The 13775-nt window shown below is 66.0% G+C and carries 17 protein-coding genes; 6 read left to right on the forward strand and 11 right to left on the reverse strand.

All coding sequences use genetic code 11. The features are described 5' to 3' along the window. The first annotated feature begins 58 nt into the window (after window positions 1–58). The 5 genes from gltA (at window position 59) to gluQRS (ending at window position 4455) form a co-directional block, all read left to right on the forward strand. Window positions 59–1360 (forward strand): citrate synthase, encoded by a 1302-nt coding sequence (gene gltA, locus AC3A6F_RS05855; RefSeq protein ID WP_487679030.1) that lies wholly within the window; start codon window positions 59–61, stop codon window positions 1358–1360. A gap of 163 nt (window positions 1361–1523) precedes the next feature. Continuing rightward, window positions 1524–2198: a thiol:disulfide interchange protein DsbA/DsbL gene (locus tag AC3A6F_RS05860; protein ID WP_487679031.1), complete on the forward strand. Its 675-nt coding sequence runs from the start codon at window positions 1524–1526 to the stop codon at window positions 2196–2198. A 337-nt stretch (window positions 2199–2535) separates the two neighbouring features. Beyond that, window positions 2536–2943, forward strand: a complete 408-nt coding sequence (rnk, locus tag AC3A6F_RS05865) for a nucleoside diphosphate kinase regulator (RefSeq protein ID WP_320476518.1) — start codon at window positions 2536–2538, stop codon at window positions 2941–2943. An 80-nt stretch (window positions 2944–3023) separates the two neighbouring features. Beyond that, window positions 3024–3515: a nuclear transport factor 2 family protein gene (locus AC3A6F_RS05870; RefSeq protein WP_487679032.1), complete on the forward strand. Its 492-nt coding sequence runs from the start codon at window positions 3024–3026 to the stop codon at window positions 3513–3515. Between the two features lie 4 nt (window positions 3516–3519). After that, the gene (gene gluQRS, locus AC3A6F_RS05875) at window positions 3520–4455 is read left to right on the forward strand and encodes a tRNA glutamyl-Q(34) synthetase GluQRS (RefSeq protein WP_487679033.1); all 936 of its coding nucleotides are present in this window, start codon (window positions 3520–3522) and stop codon (window positions 4453–4455) included. Here gluQRS and AC3A6F_RS05880 read toward each other — a convergent pair. The 6 genes from AC3A6F_RS05880 to AC3A6F_RS05905 all read right to left on the reverse strand — a co-directional run bounded on the left by AC3A6F_RS05880 (window position 4427) and on the right by AC3A6F_RS05905 (window position 8543). Beyond that, window positions 4427–5029: a CHRD domain-containing protein gene (locus AC3A6F_RS05880; RefSeq protein WP_487679034.1), complete on the reverse strand. Its 603-nt coding sequence runs from the start codon at window positions 5027–5029 to the stop codon at window positions 4427–4429. The genes gluQRS and AC3A6F_RS05880 overlap by 29 nt on opposite strands. A gap of 151 nt (window positions 5030–5180) precedes the next feature. After that, on the reverse strand, window positions 5181–5645 hold the full coding sequence (locus AC3A6F_RS05885; RefSeq protein ID WP_487679035.1) for a DUF421 domain-containing protein: 465 nt from the start codon (window positions 5643–5645) through the stop codon (window positions 5181–5183). 62 nt (window positions 5646–5707) lie between these two features. Further along, on the reverse strand, window positions 5708–5881 hold the full coding sequence (locus tag AC3A6F_RS05890; RefSeq protein ID WP_487679036.1) for an oxidoreductase-like domain-containing protein: 174 nt from the start codon (window positions 5879–5881) through the stop codon (window positions 5708–5710). 41 nt (window positions 5882–5922) lie between these two features. Next, complete coding sequence (locus AC3A6F_RS05895; RefSeq protein ID WP_487679037.1) at window positions 5923–6324, reverse strand: hypothetical protein; 402 nt, start codon at window positions 6322–6324, stop codon at window positions 5923–5925. 63 nt (window positions 6325–6387) lie between these two features. After that, a complete protein-coding gene (locus tag AC3A6F_RS05900) occupies window positions 6388–7050 on the reverse strand; it encodes a response regulator (RefSeq protein WP_487679038.1) in 663 nt (220 codons plus the stop codon). After that, window positions 7047–8543, reverse strand: coding sequence for an ATP-binding protein (locus AC3A6F_RS05905; protein WP_487679039.1), 1497 nt, complete (start codon window positions 8541–8543; stop codon window positions 7047–7049). Before AC3A6F_RS05905 ends, AC3A6F_RS05900 begins: the two co-directional genes overlap by 4 nt. 260 nt (window positions 8544–8803) lie before the next feature. On the opposite strand from AC3A6F_RS05905, the gene AC3A6F_RS05910 reads away from it, so the two are divergent. Beyond that, window positions 8804–9148, forward strand: a complete 345-nt coding sequence (locus AC3A6F_RS05910; RefSeq protein WP_123067803.1) for a KGG domain-containing protein — start codon at window positions 8804–8806, stop codon at window positions 9146–9148. A gap of 63 nt (window positions 9149–9211) precedes the next feature. On the opposite strand, the gene AC3A6F_RS05915 is transcribed toward AC3A6F_RS05910, so the two are convergent. From AC3A6F_RS05915 to AC3A6F_RS05935, 5 genes are read right to left on the reverse strand one after another with little or no spacing between them, the layout of a single operon-like run. Continuing rightward, the gene (locus tag AC3A6F_RS05915; protein ID WP_487679040.1) at window positions 9212–10555 is read right to left on the reverse strand and encodes a sulfite reductase subunit alpha; all 1344 of its coding nucleotides are present in this window, start codon (window positions 10553–10555) and stop codon (window positions 9212–9214) included. Further along, window positions 10552–11562 (reverse strand): FAD:protein FMN transferase, encoded by a 1011-nt coding sequence (locus AC3A6F_RS05920; protein WP_487679041.1) that lies wholly within the window; start codon window positions 11560–11562, stop codon window positions 10552–10554. The genes AC3A6F_RS05915 and AC3A6F_RS05920 overlap by 4 nt, the downstream gene beginning before the upstream one ends. A gap of 5 nt (window positions 11563–11567) precedes the next feature. After that, window positions 11568–12383 (reverse strand): DUF4198 domain-containing protein, encoded by an 816-nt coding sequence (locus AC3A6F_RS05925; RefSeq protein ID WP_487679042.1) that lies wholly within the window; start codon window positions 12381–12383, stop codon window positions 11568–11570. 29 nt (window positions 12384–12412) lie between these two features. Then, the gene (locus tag AC3A6F_RS05930) at window positions 12413–12925 is read right to left on the reverse strand and encodes a DUF2271 domain-containing protein (RefSeq protein WP_487679043.1); all 513 of its coding nucleotides are present in this window, start codon (window positions 12923–12925) and stop codon (window positions 12413–12415) included. Between the two features lie 26 nt (window positions 12926–12951). After that, on the reverse strand, window positions 12952–13623 hold the full coding sequence (locus AC3A6F_RS05935; RefSeq protein WP_487679044.1) for a PepSY-associated TM helix domain-containing protein: 672 nt from the start codon (window positions 13621–13623) through the stop codon (window positions 12952–12954). Window positions 13624–13775: the final 152 nt, after the last annotated feature.

Below are 13775 nucleotides of genomic sequence, written 5' to 3' on the forward strand. Positions count from 1 at the left end.
CGGCGCCCTCCGGTTTCGTTTTATTTTGTAGAACCCACTCCCACAAGAAGGAAGTGCCATGAACATCTCTGATACCAAAGCCACCCTGTCGTTCTCGGACGGCAGCCCGTCGGTCGACATGCCAATCTACAAGGGCACCATCGGCCCGGACGTCGTCGACATCCGCAAGCTGTATGCCCAGACCGGCAAGTTCACCTACGATCCTGGCTTCATGTCGACCGCCGCTTGTAACTCGAGCATCACCTACATCGACGGTGACAAGGGCGAGCTGCTGTACCGCGGCTACCCGATCGAGCAACTGGCCGTCAACTGCGACTTCCTGGAGACCTGCTACCTGCTGCTGAACGGCGAACTGCCGAACGCAGAGCAGAAGGCGACGTTCAGCGACACCGTGACCAAGCACACGATGATCCACGAGCAGATGAACTTCTTCTTCCGTGGCTTCCGCCGTGATGCGCACCCGATGTCGGTGCTGGTCGGCACCGTCGGCGCGCTGGCCTCGTTCTACCACGATTCGCTGGACATCAACGACGCCAAGCAGCGCGAGATCTCGGCGATCCGCCTGATCGCCAAGCTGCCGACGCTGGCCGCGATGGCCTACAAATACTCGGTCGGCCAGCCATTCATGTACCCGCGCAACGACCTGTCGTACAGCGCCAACTTCATGTACATGATGTTCGGTAATCCGTGCGAAGAGTACAAGGTCAACGACGTTCTGGTGCGCGCCCTGGACCGCATCCTGATCCTGCACGCGGACCACGAGCAGAACGCATCGACCTCGACCGTCCGTCTGGCCGGTTCGTCGGGCGCCAACCCGTTCGCCTGTATCGCAGCCGGCATCGCCTGCCTGTGGGGCCCTGCCCACGGCGGCGCCAACGAAGCCGCACTGACCATGCTGAAAGAAATCGGCTCGGTCGAGAACATCCCGGCCTTCATCGAGAAGGTCAAGGACAAGAACTCGGGCGTCAAGCTGATGGGCTTCGGTCACCGCGTGTACAAGAACTTCGACCCGCGCGCCAAGCTGATGCGCGAAACCTGCCACGAAGTGCTGGAAGAGCTGGGCCTGCAGGACGACCCACTGTTCAAGCTGGCGATGGAACTGGAAAAGATCGCCCTGAACGACGAATACTTCGTGTCGCGCAAGCTGTACCCGAACGTCGACTTCTACTCGGGCATCGTGCAATCGGCCCTGGGCATCCCGACCTCGATGTTCACCGGCATCTTCGCCATGGCCCGCACCATCGGCTGGATCGCACAGTGGAACGAAATGATCGCCGATCCAGAGCAGAAGATCGGCCGTCCACGTCAGCTGTTCGTCGGTTCGCCGGTGCGCGACGTGCCAGCGATCGACAAGCGTTAATCACGACGCGGCGTCATCGGAAAGCGGGCTTCGGCCCGCTTTTTTTATCCGCTGCTTTTTCTCGCGGTCCGGGGCTCCCAGTCGCACACAGCCGTAGCCTGGTCGTCAGAGCATGAAAAAGTGGTACTCTCGCCTTCGTCCACTTATTTGCCGAAGGAAAGATATGCGTCTCATGCGTTTTGCCCCGCTTTTTGCCCTGATTGCGGTCGCACTGGCCGCGGGTATCGCCGACGCGTCGCCCACCGACCCACGCAACGGCGCCGAATTCACGACCCTCGCACAGCCGCAGGCGACCCAGGCGAGCGGCAAGAAGGTCGAAGTGATCGAGTTCTTCGCGTATCACTGCGGCGCCTGCAACGCATTCGAGCCGACCCTCGTCAACTGGGCGAAGAAGCAGGGCGACAATATCGTCATGCGCCGCATCCCGCTGCCGTTCCAGGGGCCGCTCGACCCGGAAGCGCGCCTGTACCTGACCTTGGAAGCGATGGGCAAGGTCGAGGATTACCACCACCGCGTGTTCCGCGCCGTGCACGTCGAACGCAAGCGCCTGATGAAGGACGACGACATCATCGCCTGGGCCGCGGCGAACGGCCTGGACAAGGCGAAATTCATGGGGGCGTGGAACTCGTTCGGCGTGCAGACCAGGCTCAAGCGCCTGTCGCAGATCGCCAACGCCTACAAGGTGAGCGGCACGCCGACGGTCGTCATCGACGGCAAGTATGTCGTGTCGCCCGATGCGGTGCGGCAGGCCAACAAGATCCAGGATGTGGGCCAGTTGATGACGGCGACCGGCCAGGTGCTCGACGCACTCGTGACCAAAGCGGCCGCCAGCAAGTAAACAAGCCATCGTCCAGATCAGCTGCCGGTTGACTGGACGGCAAAGCGGGCTATACTGCGCTAATCGTCCCAGCCGCCCGCCATGAATCCATTTTGCCTGCCACCGTTTGACGCCACATCGCCCCTGGGCGATGGCGGCGTGCGCGTGCGTGTGGCATCGCGTCGAGCGGCGCACCTTTCCAGCCTCGACCTCGCCCGGCTTTCCCGGGCTCGGTGAGGAACACGGCAGGCCAGCGCCTGTCCATCCTCCCGGGCCGCCTCCATTCACTGAATCGCCGCATCGACCATGCGGCGCCGTCATCATTCTTGACCTTATCCGGTCATTTTGTGGAGAACACATGAAACCTTCCATCGTCGTATCCTGGCTCGACCTCGAGCGTCTCGAACGCATCCTCGACCGCCTTCCCGCCGCGCAAGCCAATGCGCGTGACGCCCTGTTGAGCGAACTCGAGCGTGCTGAAATGGTCGAGCCGTGGGACATGCCGCCCGACGTCGTCACCATGAACTCGCGGGTGCGCTTCCGCTTCGCCGGTTCCGACGAAGACGTGACCATGACCCTGAGCTATCCGAAAGACATGAAGGACAGCGGCGAGCAATTGTCGGTGCTGACGCCGGTCGGCACCGCCTTGCTGGGCTTGCGCGTCGGCGCCAGCATCACCTGGCAACGCCCGGGCGGCGGCACTTTCGAGGCCGTCGTGCTCGACATCGACTACCAGCCGGAACGGGCAGGGGAGTTGCATCGATAGCGGGATGTGGGCGTGGTGTGTTGCGAGCACATTTGCATGTGTACAATAACTGCGCTCAAACTCTATCGAAGGGACTTTTCGTGAAACGCTTCCTGACCGCCTGCTTGCTGTGCCTGGGCTTGATTGGCGCCGCCAATGCCGCCACCGATGCCGAACTGACGAAGCAGGTCAACGCCTTCGTCGACGAATGGCATGACGACGCGGCGAACACGCGGATGGCCTATTTCGACAAGATCGCCAAGGACGGTGTCTACATCGGCACCGACCGCAGCGAGCTGTGGACCCGCGACGAATTCAAGGCTTGGTCGAAGAAGTATTTCGACGCCAAGTCGGCCTGGACTTTCAAGGCGACCCGCCGTAACGTCTATGCGTCCGCCGACAAGTCGCTCATCTGGTTCGATGAATTGCTCGATACAAAGAACATGGGCCATGCGATGGCCAGCGGCGTGATCCGCAAGACCACGACCGGCTTCGAGCTCGTCCACTATCAGCTGTCGCTGGCGGTGCCGAACGAGGTGATCGACCAGGTCACCGGCATCATCGCCAAGCAAGAGAAGAAGGCTAAGAAGTAAGCAAGTGAACCAAGCTTATATAGGTCGCTTCGCCCCATCGCCCTCCGGCCCGCTGCACGCCGGTTCGCTGGTGGCGGCGCTGGCCAGCTACCTCGACGCCCGCTGGCACGACGGCACCTGGCTGGTGCGCATCGAAGACGTCGACGAGGGCCGCAGCGTGCAAGGTGCGGCCGAGGGAATCCTCGCGCTGCTGGACGCGCTGGGCATGCATGCCGACGGCGAGATCGTCTGGCAAAGTCAGCGCAAAGACCTGTACCAGGCGGCGGCGGAGCGAATCGCGCTAGACACCTATCCCTGCGGCTGCAACCGGCGCGAGATCGCCGATTCGCGCCTGGGCTTTGCACCCGACGGCGCGGCGATCTATGCCGGCACCTGCCGCCACGGCCTGGGGCCGGACCGCACCATGCGCAGCCTGCGGGTTCGCGTACCCGAGGCCGGCCTTGACGAGATCACCTTCATCGACCGTTTCGCGGGCACGGTCACGCAGCACCTGGCGCTCGACTCGGGCGACTTCGTGCTCAAGCGCGCCGACGGCTTCTGGGCCTATCAGTTGGCGGTGGTGGTGGACGATGCCGAACAGGGCGTGACCGACGTCGTGCGCGGCGCCGACCTGCTCGATTCGACGCCGCGCCAGATCTTCCTGCAGCGCCTGCTGGGCGTGCCGACGCCGCGCTACCTGCACGTGCCGGTGGTGCGCAACGAGAACGGTGAAAAATTGTCGAAGCAGACCGGCGCGCTGGCGGTGACGGCGGGGGACGAAGCCGCCGCCGTCGCCGCACTGGTGCAGGCAGCCCGTTACCTCGATCTGGACCTCGACTTCGCGCCAGCGCAGCCGTGCTCGCGCGAGGACTTCTGGCAGGCGGCAATCCCCGCCTGGGGCCGCCTGCTGGCGCGCCGCGCAGCCGCGCAAGCTATTTCGCCAGGCGCGGCTGCGGAGTAAAGCCGCGCCGCGCCAGCAGCGCCAGCATGCCCAGGCCCATCCCCATCATCGCCCACGTATGCGGCTCCGGAATCGGGGCCGCGACCGCGAAACCGCGGATTTCGCCGCCCGTATAGCGCTCGGTATGGATGTTGATGTAGGCCTGGTTGCCGTTGAACGCATCGATCAGCGCGCCGCTGGCCAGCTGCGGCGTGCCGCCGTTGGCGGCCAGGAAATCGGGATTGTAGGTCGCCGGGTCGCCCAGGTCGAAGTTGGCCGTATAGGCGCCGGCCGTGACTTGCAGCGGGAAGCCGGTGAAGGGGATGGCGACCGGCGCCACGCCGCGGAAGGCGTCCACCGTGCAGCAGTGGATGTGGGCGCTGATGGTCGGGCTGGACAGGTCGCGGAACGGGACCTCGGCGCGCAGGATGAGGTCGTCGATCTCGAAGGCCGAGACGCTCGATCCCGGCGAACCGTTGGGAATGTCTTCGGCGGGACCGCTGGCTACCGCACGGTAGTAGACCGGCGCGGCCTGGCTGGTGGCAGCGGCAACTGTCGACGCGGCCAGCGCGAACGCGGTGAGGGCTCGTTTCATGGCACACCTCCTGATCAGGAAAGAAACCAATCGCTCCGCCGGATTGGCGGCAGTGCCCAAAAAATTAGCACAGGAGGAGTGGCCCGCCCACACCGTACGGGTGGTCAAAGGCTGCTGAGAAATCTCGGCAGTTCAGGCAAGTGCGACATGGCTATTGAGGATTACGCAGGATGCTGATCCGCCCGTCCGCTTCGAGAAAGGCGCATTTCATCTCGGGACGGGGGCAGTCGGCCTCGCGCAGCGCTACTTCGACGTCGCTGTCGGAGAGGCGGCAGCGCTTCATGACCTTGTCGAAGAACACGCCGTCGCGGCCGATCAGCACGGGGCTGCCCTCGATGATTTCCTCGAGCTTCCTGCTGCGGGAAGTGACGAAGGCGAATAGCACGGTCAGCGCCACCAGGGTCGCGGCGATGATCAGGCCACCGAACAGCGATTCGTCGCCGCCGGTCATCGAGTTGGATACCGCCTCCGACAGCAGCATCACCACCAGCAGGTCGAACGGTGTGAACTGGCCGACGGTGCGGCGGCCGGACAGGCGCATCATGATGAGGAGCGCGCAATACACGATGGCGCCGCGCGCAATCAGTTCCCACCATGGAAGATCGAGACCAAACATGAGCCCTCCGCAGGCATGACACGGTTCAGCTCATTGTAATCAATCTATTAACATTACGACTTTCAGTTGGGCGGTCCTTGCGCCGCTTCCCACGCCGCCAGCGCGGCTTCATAGCGCGCCAGCGCCTCCTCGTACAGGTCGAACACGCACGGCACGCAGCCGCTGCGGCAGCAATCGTCGAGGTCGGGCGCGACGGGAGGTTCAGGGCGGGGGCTGGTCGGGGCGGGTGACGTCATTTGCCCAGCATAGAGGATGCCGGGCCTGGCGTCGACCGCGCTCAATCCGCGCGATGGTAACTGCGCAGGTGAAACACCATCTTGCCGCCTTCGTTCTCGCACACGCCGCCCATGCCTTCGCCGGGACGCATGGTCAGGTTCAGCCTGGTGCCATCGATCTTGCCCTGGCAGGCCGCGTGGAAGGCGGCGGGAATCTCGGGCAGGTCGATCTCGGGTGGTGCCGGTGGCGCCGGTGGGGCGGGCCTGGCCGGAAGGGCTGGCGCCGGCTGGCCGACGATCGCCGGCGGGGCTGGCGGCGCGGGTGGCGTGGGCGGTGCCGGCGGCACTGGCGGTTTCGGGCATTTGCCGCGCGCCGCTTCGCACACATAGTGGATGCCGGCTTCGGCGGTGGTGGCGCCCAGCGCCAGCATGGCGGCCAGGATCAGTGGGATGGTTCTCTGCATGGTCTTTCTCCTCGGTGGCGATGAACACCATCGTGCATCCCGAATGTGGAGAAAAAATGGAGGCTAGAGATCGCAGCGGTAACCGAGTCCGTAGATCGAGCGGATCGGTTCCAGGCCAGGGGCGACGGCGTCGATCTTGCGCCGCAGGTTCTTGACGTGGCTGTCGATGGCGCGGTCGGTAGCGTCGAGGTGGTCGGCCCTTGCCGCGTCGAGCAACTGGGCGCGCGACAGCACCTGGCCGGGACGGCGCGCCAGGGCTGCCAGGATCGCGTACTCGCTCGGCGTTAGTTCGAGCACTTTGCCGTGGAGTGTGACGCGGAGTGCGGCTTCGTCCAGCGCCAGCACGGACGCAGCCTCCGGCGTGCCGCTGCGGCGCAGGATGGCCTTGATGCGCGCCATCAGCTCGCGCGGGCTGAACGGCTTGCACAGGTAATCGTCGGCGCCCGTTTCCAGGCCCAGCAGGCGGTCGACTTCTTCCACCCGCGCCGTCACCATCACGATCGGCACGCTGGAAAATGTGCGCACCGCACCGCACAGCGCCAGGCCGTCCAGGCCGGGCAGCATCAGGTCGAGGACGACCAGGGCCGGCGGTGCGCGCCGGATCGCTTCAAGCGCCACGAGGCCGTCGCCGAACACGGCTGGCGCATAGCCCGCGGCCTGCGCGTAGTCGGCGATGACGGATGCCAGTTCGGGTTCGTCTTCGACGATCATGATGGCCACGCTCATGCGTGTTCCTTTTCGTCCAAAGGCAGCGACACGGTCACGCGCAGGCCGCCGAGCGGCGAATGGTCGAAGGCGAGGGCCGCGCCTTGCGCCTCGAGCAGCCGCCGGCACAGGGCCAGCCCGAGTCCGGCGCCGCCATGCTCACGGCTGCGCGAGGCATCGACCCGGTAGAAGCGCTCGGCCAGCCGGGCCAGCGCTTCGTCCGGCACGCCGGGCGCGCTGTCGTCGAGCAGCAGGTGAAGGCGGCCGGCGTCGGCATGCGCGGCGAGGCGCACGATGCCTCCAGCCGCGGTATAGCGCAGGCTGTTCTCGAACAGGTTGGCCAATACCTGGCGCAAGCGGTCCGGGTCGGCCAGCACGCGCGACTGTGTGGGCGCAGCGGCAATGTCGAGCGCGATCCCGGCCGCCTGGAAGCGCGCGGCAAAGGCGCCGGCTTCGCTGGCTGCCAGCGCCCACAGGTCGAGCGCTTCGCGTCGGCATTCGAGTGCGCCGACGTCGGCGCGCGCCAGCGCGTACAGCTCGTCGATCAACCTGGTCAGAGACCTCACCTGGCGCCCCATGGCGTCGATGGCTTGCGGCGTGGGCTGGCGCACGCCGTCCTGGATCGCTTCCAGCTGCGCGCGCAATACCGCCAGCGGGGTGCGCAGCTCGTGCGAAGTATCTGCCACCCACTGGCGGCGTGCCGTTTCGGCGCCGTCGAGGCGCTCGGCCAGCACATTGAAATGGCGCGCCAGCGCGCCCAGTTCGTCGCTGCGCGTGTCAGGCAGGCGCACGCCATAGTCACCGGCGGCGAGCGTGGCGGCGCCGCGCGCGAGCTGGTCGATCGGATGCCGGAAGTGGCGCGCCAGCAGGGTCGCGGCCAATGCGCTGAGCACGACGGCGACCGCGCCGATCAGCCACAGGCTGTGCTGAAGCTGGGACAGGAAGGCGTAGGCCATCGCATCGCTCGGCCGGTGGCTGCGCGCCACGCCGAGGTAGCCGACGGTGCGGCCATCGACCTCGATCGGGCGCTGCGCCAGTGGCAGCGTGCCGGGAAGGCGTCCGGCCAGGTAGCCGCCCGTGGCGTCGAGCAGTGTGATGCGCGTGTGCAGATCCTGGGTGACGCCGGTCGGCGCGGGTGGCGGCAGCGGGGGAAGTGGAGGCGCCGGTGGCGCGGGAGGGACCGGGGACACCGGCATGGCGGGCGGAGCGGGCGGCGCCGGCGCGACCGGCATGACCGGTGCGACAACATGGCTCGTCTGCAGACGCGCCAGTTCTTGCGTGATCCAGCCGCGCCGCGCGTCGCCGCCAGGCACGAAAGTCCAGTCGCCATGGTCCCGGTACTGGCGCGCCACGGCGTTCGACAAGCCGTCCAGCCGGTCGAGTTCGATGCCGACGGCGTAGTCGCCAAAACTGCCCAGGACCTTGTGCCGCAGTAATAAGACACCGGCGCCGGCCACCGTGAGAATGGCGAGCAGGACAGCGATGAAAAGACGGTGCCCGATGCCGATCTTCATATTGCCGCAAAGAGATAAGGGTGTCTCGGCGTAGCCCATTTCTTCCGCAGGGCTTCCATTTTATTAATTATCATTCTACAAACTGGCAAATTCATATCTGATTTTTCTTTCAGTATGCCAGTCCAGACGCATGGGCCAGTGGGGCAGACTCCTACAGGAGCACTGCCGGTTTTTGGTGTTCAGCGCGCCTTCAGGTGGCTACGATGGAGTCCTTCGAGTCAGCACTGCTGACATGTGTTCACGATGAAAAGGAGTCAATCATGGCAAACAATTCGCGTAACAACAACCCACAGGGCAACAACCAACACTCGCAGCAAGGCAATAGCCAGAGCGGTAACCAGGGCAATCAAGGTAGCGGCAAGCAAGGTTTCGCATCGATGGATCCGGAGCGCCAGCGTGAAATCGCCAGCCAGGGCGGTCGTGCATCGCATGGGTCGAGCAACCAGCAGAGCGGCAACAACCAGGGCAGCCAGCAGAGCAACCTGAACCAGGGCAGCCAGCAAAGCGGCCGCAGTCAGGGCAGCCAGCAAAAGGGCGTCCAGGGTGGCACGCCGGAACAGCACGCCGAAGCAGGGCGTCAAAGCCACAAGAACGACAAACGCTGACGCTGTGTTAGCTCAGCAATATTGATCGATACCGCCGGCAGTGCCGGCGGTTCTCATTCCTGTCTAGTAGACGTCGCGCCGGTAGCGACCGTCTTCCATCATGGCCTCGACCTTATCGAGTCCGAGCGCCGACACCAGCGCATCGTGCACGCCGCCAGCCATGCCTTGCAGGCTGCCGCAGACATAGATTGCCGCGCCATCCGCGACCCAGCGGCGCAGTTCTGCCTGGTGCGCATTCACCAGGTGCTGCACGTAGAGCGCCTGCCCCTCGTCGCGTGAAAACGCCAGGTCTAGCCGCGCCAGCATGCCGCCTTCACGCCAGGCTTCCAGTTCCTCGCGGCAGAGATAGTCGTGGGCCGCATTGCGCTCGCCGAACAGCAGCCAGTTGCGGTCCGTTCCGGCATCGATGCGCGCCTTGAGCAGCGAACGCAATCCGGCCAGGCCGCTGCCGTTGCCGATCGCGATCAGGGGACGCCCCGCATTCGTGCCCAGCCGGAAGCGCGCATGGGCGCGCACGCGCAGGCGGATCGTGTCGTTCGGGCCCGCGCACACGCACAGCCAGCCCGATGCCGCGCCCGGCGTGCCGTCCTCGCGCGTCTGCAAACGCACCAGCAGTTCGAGCCGGCCCTCGCCCGGCACCGAAGCGATCGAATACTCGCGCGGGTGGTCGGGGTCGAGCGGCGCGCTGACCTGGGCCAGGTCGCCCGCTTCCCAGGCGGGCAGCTGGCCAGCGCGCGGCGCCAGGGCGATGCGGTACAACGGCGCGCCGGCGCTGCCGGGATTGAGCTGGATACGGCTGGCGATGCGCCATTCGCCGTAGGCCGGCGCTTCCCAGTCCGGCGCATCGCTGGTGCCGGCCAGGTGGCTCAGGTGGTGCTGCCAGGCGGCCAGCGCCTCGGGCGCGCCGCGGTCGACGTCGATCCGGTCGAACAGCGGCGTGGCGCCGCGCTGGCGCAGCCAGGCGTCCAGCGCGCGGCCGAAGCCGCAGTAATTGGTATACGTCGCGTCGCCCAGCGCCAGCACGCCATAGTGCAGCCGCGACAGGTCGAGTGCTTCGCCCATCGTGTGGCCGGCAAAGCGCGCGGCCGTATCCGGCGCATCGCCCTCGCCATAGGTGCTGCAGATGAACAGCACGCGCGAGGCTGCGGCCAGCTGCGCGGCCTCGACGGTCGACATGCAGGCGGCGCGCGCGTCCAGGCCCCCCAGGGCCAGGGTGGCGGCGGTGCGTTCGGCCAGGAATTCGGCGCTGCCGGTCTGGCTGGCGTGCACCACGAGCCAGTCGGCCGCGCCGCCGCTGGCCCGGGTGCGCGCCAGGCGGCTGCGCCAGATGCCGAGGCACATGGCGAAATAGACGCCGGACAGCGCGAGCGCGCCGCCCCAGCGCAAGGGTTCGATCGTCAGCATCATTGCAGTAAGGCGCGCCAGTCGCTGGACGTAGTATCGACCAGGTCGCCAGGTGCGCGCACCAGGAAGCGCGCCGCGATGCCGCGCGCCTCGGCGAAGGCGAGGCCCTCGTCGGGACCCAGCACCGTGAGCGCGGTGGACAGCGCATCGGCCGCCATGCAGGTGGGCGCGAGCACGGTCACCGAGGCGACACCATTGGCAACCGGATGGCCGCTGCGCGGATCGAGGGTGTGCGCGGCGCGCCGGGCGCCGTGTTGAAAGTAGCGGCGGTAGTCGCCCGAGGTGGCGATTGCCAGGCCATGCAGGGCAACCACGGCCTGGTTGGCGGAGCCGTTGGCATCGGGGACGCCTTCGATCTCTACCCACCACGGCTCGCCATTGGCCTTGGCGCCGGCGCCGCGCAGTTCGCCGCCGGCCTCGACCAGGTAGTGACGCACGCTGCGCTGTGCCAGGCAGCGCGCCATGCAGTCGACGGCATAGCCCTTGGCGACGGAAGAAAAATCGAGAAGGGCGCCGCCGGGCTGCAGCAGGCGGCGGCCAGCACGGTCGAGCGTCGGCTGGCTGGCGGCCCGCTGCGCCAGCACGGCGCCGATCGCGGCCGCATCCGGCGCATAGAAGCCGGCCTGGTCGTAGCGCCGGGTGGCGCCGAAGCCCCACAGGTTCACCAGCTGCCCGCCGGCCGGATCGTAGGCGCCGCCGCTGTCTTCATGCACCCGCAGCGCGTAGTCGGCGACTTCGAAGAACTGCGGCGGCAGCGGATGCCAGCTGCCGGCCGGGGCCTGGTTGTAGCGCGACAGCAGGGAGTCAGGCTCCCAATGACTCATCTGCGCGACGATCTCGTCCAGTTCACGCTGCAGGGCGTGCGTCAAGGCGGCGCCGTCGGCGCCGGGCGGCAGCATCAGCCGCGCCGACCAGCCGGTGCCCATCGCGGTGCCGGACGTCGTGTACAAGGTGCTGCCGCCGGGCGGCAGCGCCATGTCGACTTCCAGCGGAACGAGAACGTCGCGCATCGTACTTATTGCGGCAGGACTTCGAGCGTGGCCGCGTAGCTGTAGCGCTTGGCGCCCGGCTGCGGTTTGCCTTCGCCGAACGGGAAGCCGGCGCTGAGCCAGTACATATTCGCGGCCGGAACGGTGAACGAGGCCTCGCCCTTGGCGTCGGTCGTCAGGCGCTGCTCGCCCGACGCACCGCGGTATTTGACGGTGCCCTGCACGATGCTGAACGGCAGGTTCGCGACCGGCTTGCCGTCGAGGTGGAAACGCACGCGGATCGGCTCGCCGACGCGCAGGTCGGACGGATTGGTCAGCGGGATCATTTCCAGGCCTTCGCCGACCGGCTTCAGGGCGGTGTCGTTCTGCTTGTTGGCCGACACAAAGGTTTCATTGCGCGAGTGGACGGCGGTGGTCTGCACGTCGGTGGCGCCGGCGGGAATCGCCACCGCCGGGCTGCCGGCGGCGCCGCGGAAGCGCTTGGTTTCGCCGTTCAGCTTGTAGCTGCCCATCAGGTTGTTGTTGACGATCGCCAGGCGATAGGTGCCGTCCTTCGGCAGGCGCAGGTCGAGCGTGCTGCGGTACTTGCCGACCACGGCGCCTTCGGCCTTGGCCTGCACGCCGTCCGGATCGGTGACCACCAGGTTGTCCAGGCGCAGCGGGTGGTGGTTGAACTCGAACACCTCGTTCGAGATCGCGGCGTCGATCGTGACCCAGGCTTCCTTCGAATCGACCATGGCGGTATTCGGCAGGATCCAGGCGCGGTGGGCCTGGGCCGTCATCGAGGCGCCGGCGAGCATCAGGCCGACGATGGCGGCCTTGTAGAGTTTATTCTGTTGCATGGTGTTCTCCTGATTGTGTGTATTTATCGTTATTGGATCTGGAGCGACACGGCGCCCAGTTCTTCCTTGCCCGCCGCGTTCGCCGCCAGCTTGCCCTTGCCGGTCCAGGTGAACGGCACCTTGACCACTTCGCGTCCGCCCGCCTCGCGCGCCGCTTCCACCACCAGCTTGTATTCGCCGGCCGCCAGCTTGTCGATGCCAAACCTGGCGCCGTCGAACTTCATGGTGTGGGTGCCGGGCGCGCGGGTGGCGCCGCTGACGCCGGCGATCGGCAGGGTGGCGTCGCGGCCCGCCTTGCGCCACCAGGTGCGCAAGTCCTTGACCCATTTCTCGCCGCCCTTGTCCTTCATCTTGACGTCGTACAGCACGGCCAGGTTGGACGCGATGCTCTGGTCGGCGCCCTCGATCCAGATCGCCACATAGGGCTTGTGATATTCGGCCACGTTCAGCTGCGGCACGTCGAACTTGACGGACAGGTCGGCGCCCATGGCCCAGCCCGACGCGAGCGGGAGGGTGAGGGCGAGCGAATGGGACAGTTTCATTCTTGGTCTTCTCTCAGGTTGATGGATCAGTGGACGAACAGGAGCGCCAGTACGATCGGCAACACGATGCCGAAACCGACCACCGGCCAGGTCGACGGCCGCTTGGCCGCGTGGTATTTCATGATCAGAAAGCCCGTGATGCAGAACACCACGCAGGCGACGGCGAAGATGTCGATGAACCAGCTCCACACCGCGCCCGTGTTGCGGCCCTTGTGCATATCGTTGAGCCACGAGATCCAGCCGCGGTCGGTCTTCTCGAATTCGGCGCTGCCGTCGACGGCGATGCGCAGCCAGGCGTCGCCGCCGGGGCGGGGCAGGGCGACGTAGGCGTCTTCTTCGCTCCATTCGGCGCGCTTGCCGCGCACGTCGACCGGGAAGACGCCATTGGTCCAGTCCGCGATCTCGCTCGGCAGCGGCACTTCGGCGTCGGCGTGGTCTTCGGCATAGGCCTGCAACTGGGCCCGCAGCGGCTCGGGCAGCGTCGCCTTCAGGCGCGTGACGACCGGCTTGGCCTCGATCAGGGTGGCGTTGTTCAGGGTCAGGCCGGTAAAACTGAACAGCAGCATGGCCATCAGGCAGATGGCCGAACTGATCCAATGCCACTGGTGCAACTGCTTGAGCCACATGGCGCGGCTGGCGCCGGGCAGGGCGCTTTCAGGCTCGGCTTTGTTCTTGAGGGGAGTTGCGGATGAAGACATCCTTAAATGATAACGATTATCATTTACATGGTCAACTCAGCAGTGAAATGAATGCCAAAAGTGCGACGCTGAAAAACACATTTTGAAATAAATAATTTGTTCGACCAAGGTCTGCCTTGGTCAAGATCATGCGTTACAATAATGTGCGCAAA

Source organism: Massilia sp. Soil_C_3, assembly GCF_057657035.1.